Below are 5,451 nucleotides of genomic sequence, written 5' to 3'. Positions count from 1 at the left end.
AGTAGCGCATCGGCAACCGTGCCGTTACTTATCATTGAATGCCATTGCTCTACAGGTAGCTGACTACAGATGATGGTGCTACTTACGCCGTGCCTGTCTTCTACCACCTCCAGTAAGTCTGTTGCCTGTTTGACGGTGAGTTTTTCCAGTCCCCAGTCATCCAGGATCAGTAGCTGTTGTTTCGCTATCGTTGCTAGCTGCTTGGTGTAACTGCCATCAGCGTGGCCGATGTGTAAGTGCTCGTTTAATCGTGGTAATCGCCAGTAACCAACACGTATTCCCTGGCGACACGCTTGTTCACCAAGCGCACAAGCTACATAGGTTTTACCGCCACCTGTGGCTCCGGTAACAATGATATTCTGATGATGACTAAGATATCCGCCATTTAATAAATCGGCCATTCTTGGCTTTTGTAATCCGCGGCCATTGTCGTATGACAGTTCTTCCGGTGTTGCATTTAACCTGAGTCGTGCCTGTTTACGAAGTCGGTTGATGCGGTTTGTCCGTCTTTGGTTCATTTCATGGTCAACCAGCAGGGACAACCGTTCCTCGAAGGCTAATTCACAGTAGGTGTTGGGTTGAGCGCGTTGCTGTTTTAACATATCCGCAATCCCTGTCATGCGCAGTTGCTGTAATTGTTGGATGAGTAGATCGTTCATTTGAGTTCCTTATTTGTAATATTTAGGGCCGCGGATGTTGTGATGAGTGAGATTGGGCGTTTCAACGTCATCCACTTTCGGGGCATTATCAAGGTGGGTGTGCAACAGCGATTTCACGCTGGCTCGACAGGGATTACCTATATCAATAGCCCGGCGACAGGCTTGTTCCAGGCGACTTTCGCCGTATTTCTTTGCAAGGTTAAGTAGCCCAAGGCAGGCCCGATAACCTTGCTCTGGATGTGGTTTGCTTTGCAGAATGGCGTCGGTGACTTCAAGTGTGGAAGGGCCGATCTGCTTTGCCCAGTTCTTGAGTCTTCCGGGTGACCATTTCTGATGCTGATGATTGGCAGGCATATGCTCATCAACACAGGTAAAGCCACCTTTTCGGTCACTACGCATGTGTTGTGCAATGCACTCGCGTTGGTAGTAAATCCGAATAAGCCGCTTAGAAGCCTGTATTTCAACTGACTTGCCGACAAAGAGGTGAGGAACTGAGTAGAAATGGTCTTTGTACAAGACATGGTAATCAATACCGACTCTGGCAATATGGATTTCAGTGTATTCCCATGGTGTTGTGGGTAACGGGGCCAGCTCTGGTTTATCCAGCGATTCAAACAAGGTTTGTCGGTTTCCCGGTAATCGCTGGAATGGTTTCTGATTCAGTTCATGCAGTAACGCCCGAATAGCAACATTAAGGCCTGATAAGGTATGGAAGACCTGATGCCGCAATTTTGCCATTATCCATCGTTCCACAATGAGTACGGCATTTTCTGCTTTCGCTTTATCTTTTGGCTTCAGAGGTCTTGCAGGCATCACGGCGCAGCCATAATGATTCGCTAATGACTGGTAAGCTGTATTCAACTGAGGTTCAAATCGACAGGCTCTGGTGACCGCTGACTTGAGATTGTCCGGTACCAGCAATTGCGGCACGCCGCCGAAGAAGGCAAACATAGCCACATGCGCCTCCAGCCAGCTTTCGAGCTTCTGGTTTTCTGTGGCAATCGCAAAGGTGTAGTTTGACGCGCCCAGTACCGCAACAAAGACCTGGGCATTACGCACTTCTCCGGTGCCGGGATTTACAATCGGTAATGTCGGCCCACAGAAGTCGATAAATAGCTTCTCGCCTGCTTTATGCGTAAATCGCATCGAGCGCTTTTGCTGGGATTTCCATTCACGATAATTGTCGCAAAACTGGCTGTAGCTATAGCAAGCATCAGGGTAATTAGCCTGATATTCCTCCCAGAGCAGCAGTTTAGTTACACCTTTACGCCGCAGTTCAATATCCATCAGGCCATAATCAGGTTTAATACGGCCCGCTTTCCTGTCAGGATAAAGTGACTAATGTAGCCATTGATCTGAGGCATGCTCAGATAACAGCCCGCCACAATTCAGGGTTCTAAATTTATCGAGAATATCAGAGATAGTGGCAGCTCCCACATTCAGTCTCCTGGCGATGTCCCGGTTACTGAGGTTTTCATGAAGCTTCAGATGGAGAACCGCTGTGACGCGCTCTATGTCAGTCGGTTTTGACATACTTATTTCCTCCGGCGTTTTTCAAGGTAGTTGTCGCCTGAGCTGTTAAGCTGCTTCTTTTTTACTTTCGGGATTTAGCTCTACGCTTCCGATCTTATCCCAGTTTCTGGTTTCACCAGACCAACGACTCGGATTCTTCACTTTTGCCTTGGCATATAACTCAGCGCGCTCTGCCAGTATCTGTTGGTCTTCTCCTTTGTGTCGCTGCTCTGGGGTAACGAATTTTATGCGGCTGTGGCGATGCTCGGTGTTATACCAGCGGACAAAATCTCGCACCCAGGCTCGCGCTTCCTCCAGCGACTTAAAGCCTTCACTCGGCCATCTATGGCAGTATTTGACTGTGCGGAACAGAGATTCTGAGTAGGGATTGTCATTACTGACACCGGGTCGGCTGCGTGAGCCGATAACGCCCATTTCAATCATCTTAGCTTGCATGGTCAGGCTCTTCATCGGACTGCCATTATCAGAATGTAAGATTATCTCTTCACTCACGCATTTCTCAGACCATAGCGTGCGTTCTAATAGGTTAGCGGCATGCTCATCAGACTCACAGTCATACACTTCCCATCCCACGACTTTACGGCTAAAGATATCTATTATCATGTACAGATAAAAGAACCGACCAATGACTGTAGAGGGACAGTATGAGATATCCCAGGTCCACACTTCACAGGGGCCTGTAGCCGTAAACCCATCAGGTTTTGCGATGGTACCTTTGGGCTTGGCTTTGCCTCTGTGAGTAAGCTGATTATTGGCTTTCAATATACGGTAAAAGCTGGATTCCGAACCCAGATAAATTCCCTCATCGGCCAATATGGGAACAATCTGACTGGGCGGCAAATTGGCAAACCGCTCTTCATTGCAGATATCCAAAATGGCTTGCTGTTCTACCTCAGTTAGCTTATTCGTAGGCGTCGGCCTGACCGCTTCCGGGCGCTTATCTGCGCAAACCCCATCAGCGTCCCACAATCGTTGTAACGTGCGTAGGGATAAGCCGATGATGTCACAGGCTTTGTGTTTTCTGGCACCCGAGCTAACGGCTTCGTCAACCAGTGAAACATAGTATTGCCTATCTGAGAACGTGGTTAATTGTCCTCGTCTTCCCCCCAGTAGGCATTTAACTTTTTTCTGAGCACCAGTAGCGCAGCAGTTTCGGCTAAAGCTGCGTCTTTGCGTTTTAGCTCTTTTTCCAGCTCTTTAATGCGCTTCTTATCCGCTTTGCGTTCCTGGGCCTGCTGCTTACGTTTATCCGCCTCGGATTGATTACCGGAGATACAGCTTTGTTTCCATTGCTGGATTTGCTCAGGGAAAAGCCCCTTTTTCCGGCAATACTCACTTACCTCAACTTCCGACATGGCAGCAGTCTCTATCACCGCAGAAAACTTCTGCTCTGCTGTCCAATTCTCAGGCGTATTACTTTTAGTCAAACTGAAATCGGCCTCTGTATACTTAACCCGCCAACTATATAGCGTCGACAGGCTGATACCTTCTCTTTGCGCAAACTGGCGTAATGATAAACCGCTTTCAATTAACTTATTAATTGCTGTCTTCTTAAGCTCTTCTGGATAATGTCTCACTCATACCTAACTTCCGCACCCTGTCTATTACTATGAAAAACTGAGGCGACAACTATCCTGACACAGGGGGATTTTGACTCGTCCTGGATAAATTAAGGTGCTGTAAAAAAACGCGATCGAAATCTTCTTCGAAGATTTCTAAAGATGGATATTAATCACCAGCGACAAAAAAAGTGTGTTTTCACACAGCCTGGACCAATAGCTGAAGGGTCAGAACTGATTGAGTCGTACTTTATCTATTGCCTGATTAAGTTAGAACTTATCCAGGTAAATCACACTTATCCAGGTAAATATTATCCAGGTAAATCAGGGTTGGTTCTGTGCAGACAAAAAAGCCGACAAAGATACCAGCTTACTTCTGAGCTATCCCCACGAATAGTAAAATAAAGTCAAAGAGTTAGGGAACATTCATGGCATTTGGTGATCAGATCTTTCGCCAAAAAAAACCAACACAGAAAACACCATGAATGCACGCTCTATATTGAACAATCTTGTCTCTTTTGTCAGCCATAAAATGCATAAAACCCGCAAACAGGCCGTTGTCGCCTGTGTGCGAAGCTTGATTGAGAGCGGTTCGGCCACTGTGACCAGTATGGGGCGCGGTATCCGTTCCAATGCCTATGAGAAACACCGTATTAAGCGGGCTGACCGGCTGTTATCTAATGGTCACCTCCAGCGTGAAGTACCGTTTATCTATGCAATGATTTGCCGGTTATTTTGTACCTGTAAACATCCTGTCATTGCCGTTGACTGGTCAGATTTGGATAAGTGCAAAAAGCACTTTTTACTTCGCGCCGCAATTGTCGTTAAAGGGCGGCCTATTACCCTTTATCAGGAAGTGCATGATAGAAAAGCCAGTGCAAAAGCGACTACACATAGAGACTTTTTAGAGATATTGCACACGCTCTTACCGGATACCTGCCAGCCCATTATTGTCACTGATGCGGGCTACAAATCGCCGTGGTTTCGTGAAGTGCAGGCATTGAGATGGCATATTGTCGGACGTGTGCGAAAGCCACATTTATATTCGCTGGATGGCGGTAATGAATGGCAATCTATCGCTGAGCTTTATCTAAAGGCTACAACACGGCCCAAGCGATTTGATAACGCGCTTATCGTCAAGTCACGACCTTTTGCCTGTACCTTGGTGTTGGTTAAAGAGAAAGCGAAAGGTCGACGAGCGTTTAATGCCAATGGCTCGCGCCAACGGGATACCAATTCATTGAAATATGCTGATGGCGCAAGAGATCCGTGGCTACTGGCGACGTCATTGCCCTACCATCGTCACTTATCTAAACAAGTCATCGATATTTATCGCCAGCGCATGCAAATAGAAGAAGGCTTTCGGGATATGAAAAGCACGCGCTTTGGTCTGGGGTATGAAAATAATCGCAGCACAACCAAGACACGCATTACTGTTCTGGTCTTGCTTACCACACTGGCTTCGTTAGTGGCTGTACTGTTGGGCATGCTATTAGTTGTCAGTAACAAGCATCGACGCTTTCAGGCAAATACCGAAACAAAATCCGTACTATCCTTTCACTTTCTTGGCTTGAGAGCTTTTAACACCTCAATGCGATTTACCCTGCATCAGTGGAAAAAGACGATCCGCTGGCTTGATGAACTCACCGCTGAAGCTTGCATGAGCAAGATTACATGCTAAATTCGTGGGGATCCCTCAG

Annotated in this window: 3 protein-coding genes and 1 pseudogene; 1 reads left to right on the top strand and 3 read right to left on the bottom strand. The window is 47.1% G+C overall.

Annotated elements, in window-relative coordinates:
* From istB to D9T21_RS16135, 3 genes and pseudogenes are all read right to left on the bottom strand, one after another.
* A partial coding sequence (gene istB, locus D9T21_RS16145) for an IS21-like element helper ATPase IstB (RefSeq protein WP_123325999.1) occupies window positions 1–659 on the bottom strand: 659 nt, incomplete at its 3' end.
* Window positions 660–668: 9 nt separating this feature from the next.
* A pseudogene (gene istA / locus D9T21_RS16140) lies at window positions 669–2,192 on the bottom strand (IS21 family transposase).
* Window positions 2,193–2,237: 45 nt separating this feature from the next.
* Window positions 2,238–3,769, bottom strand: a protein-coding gene (locus D9T21_RS16135) for an IS3 family transposase (protein WP_377908393.1) whose coding sequence is annotated in 2 segments (ribosomal slippage) — window positions 2,238–3,325 and window positions 3,325–3,769 — 1,533 coding nt in all. Because the reading frame shifts where the segments join, the coding sequence is not laid out codon by codon here.
* A 463-nt stretch (window positions 3,770–4,232) separates the two neighbouring features.
* Between D9T21_RS16135 and D9T21_RS16130 the strand changes: the two genes are divergently transcribed.
* Window positions 4,233–5,432 carry an IS4 family transposase gene (locus D9T21_RS16130; RefSeq protein WP_100970741.1) on the top strand — a complete coding sequence of 400 codons (1,200 nt, stop codon included), beginning with the start codon at window positions 4,233–4,235 and terminating at the stop codon, window positions 5,430–5,432.
* Window positions 5,433–5,451 lie beyond the last annotated feature (19 nt).

Origin of the sequence: Marisediminitalea oceani, assembly GCF_003731635.1 — a bacterium.
GTDB classification, from domain to species: Bacteria; Pseudomonadota; Gammaproteobacteria; order Enterobacterales; family Alteromonadaceae; genus Alteromonas; species Alteromonas oceani.
This window is presented reverse-complemented; position numbering and strand designations above follow the sequence as displayed.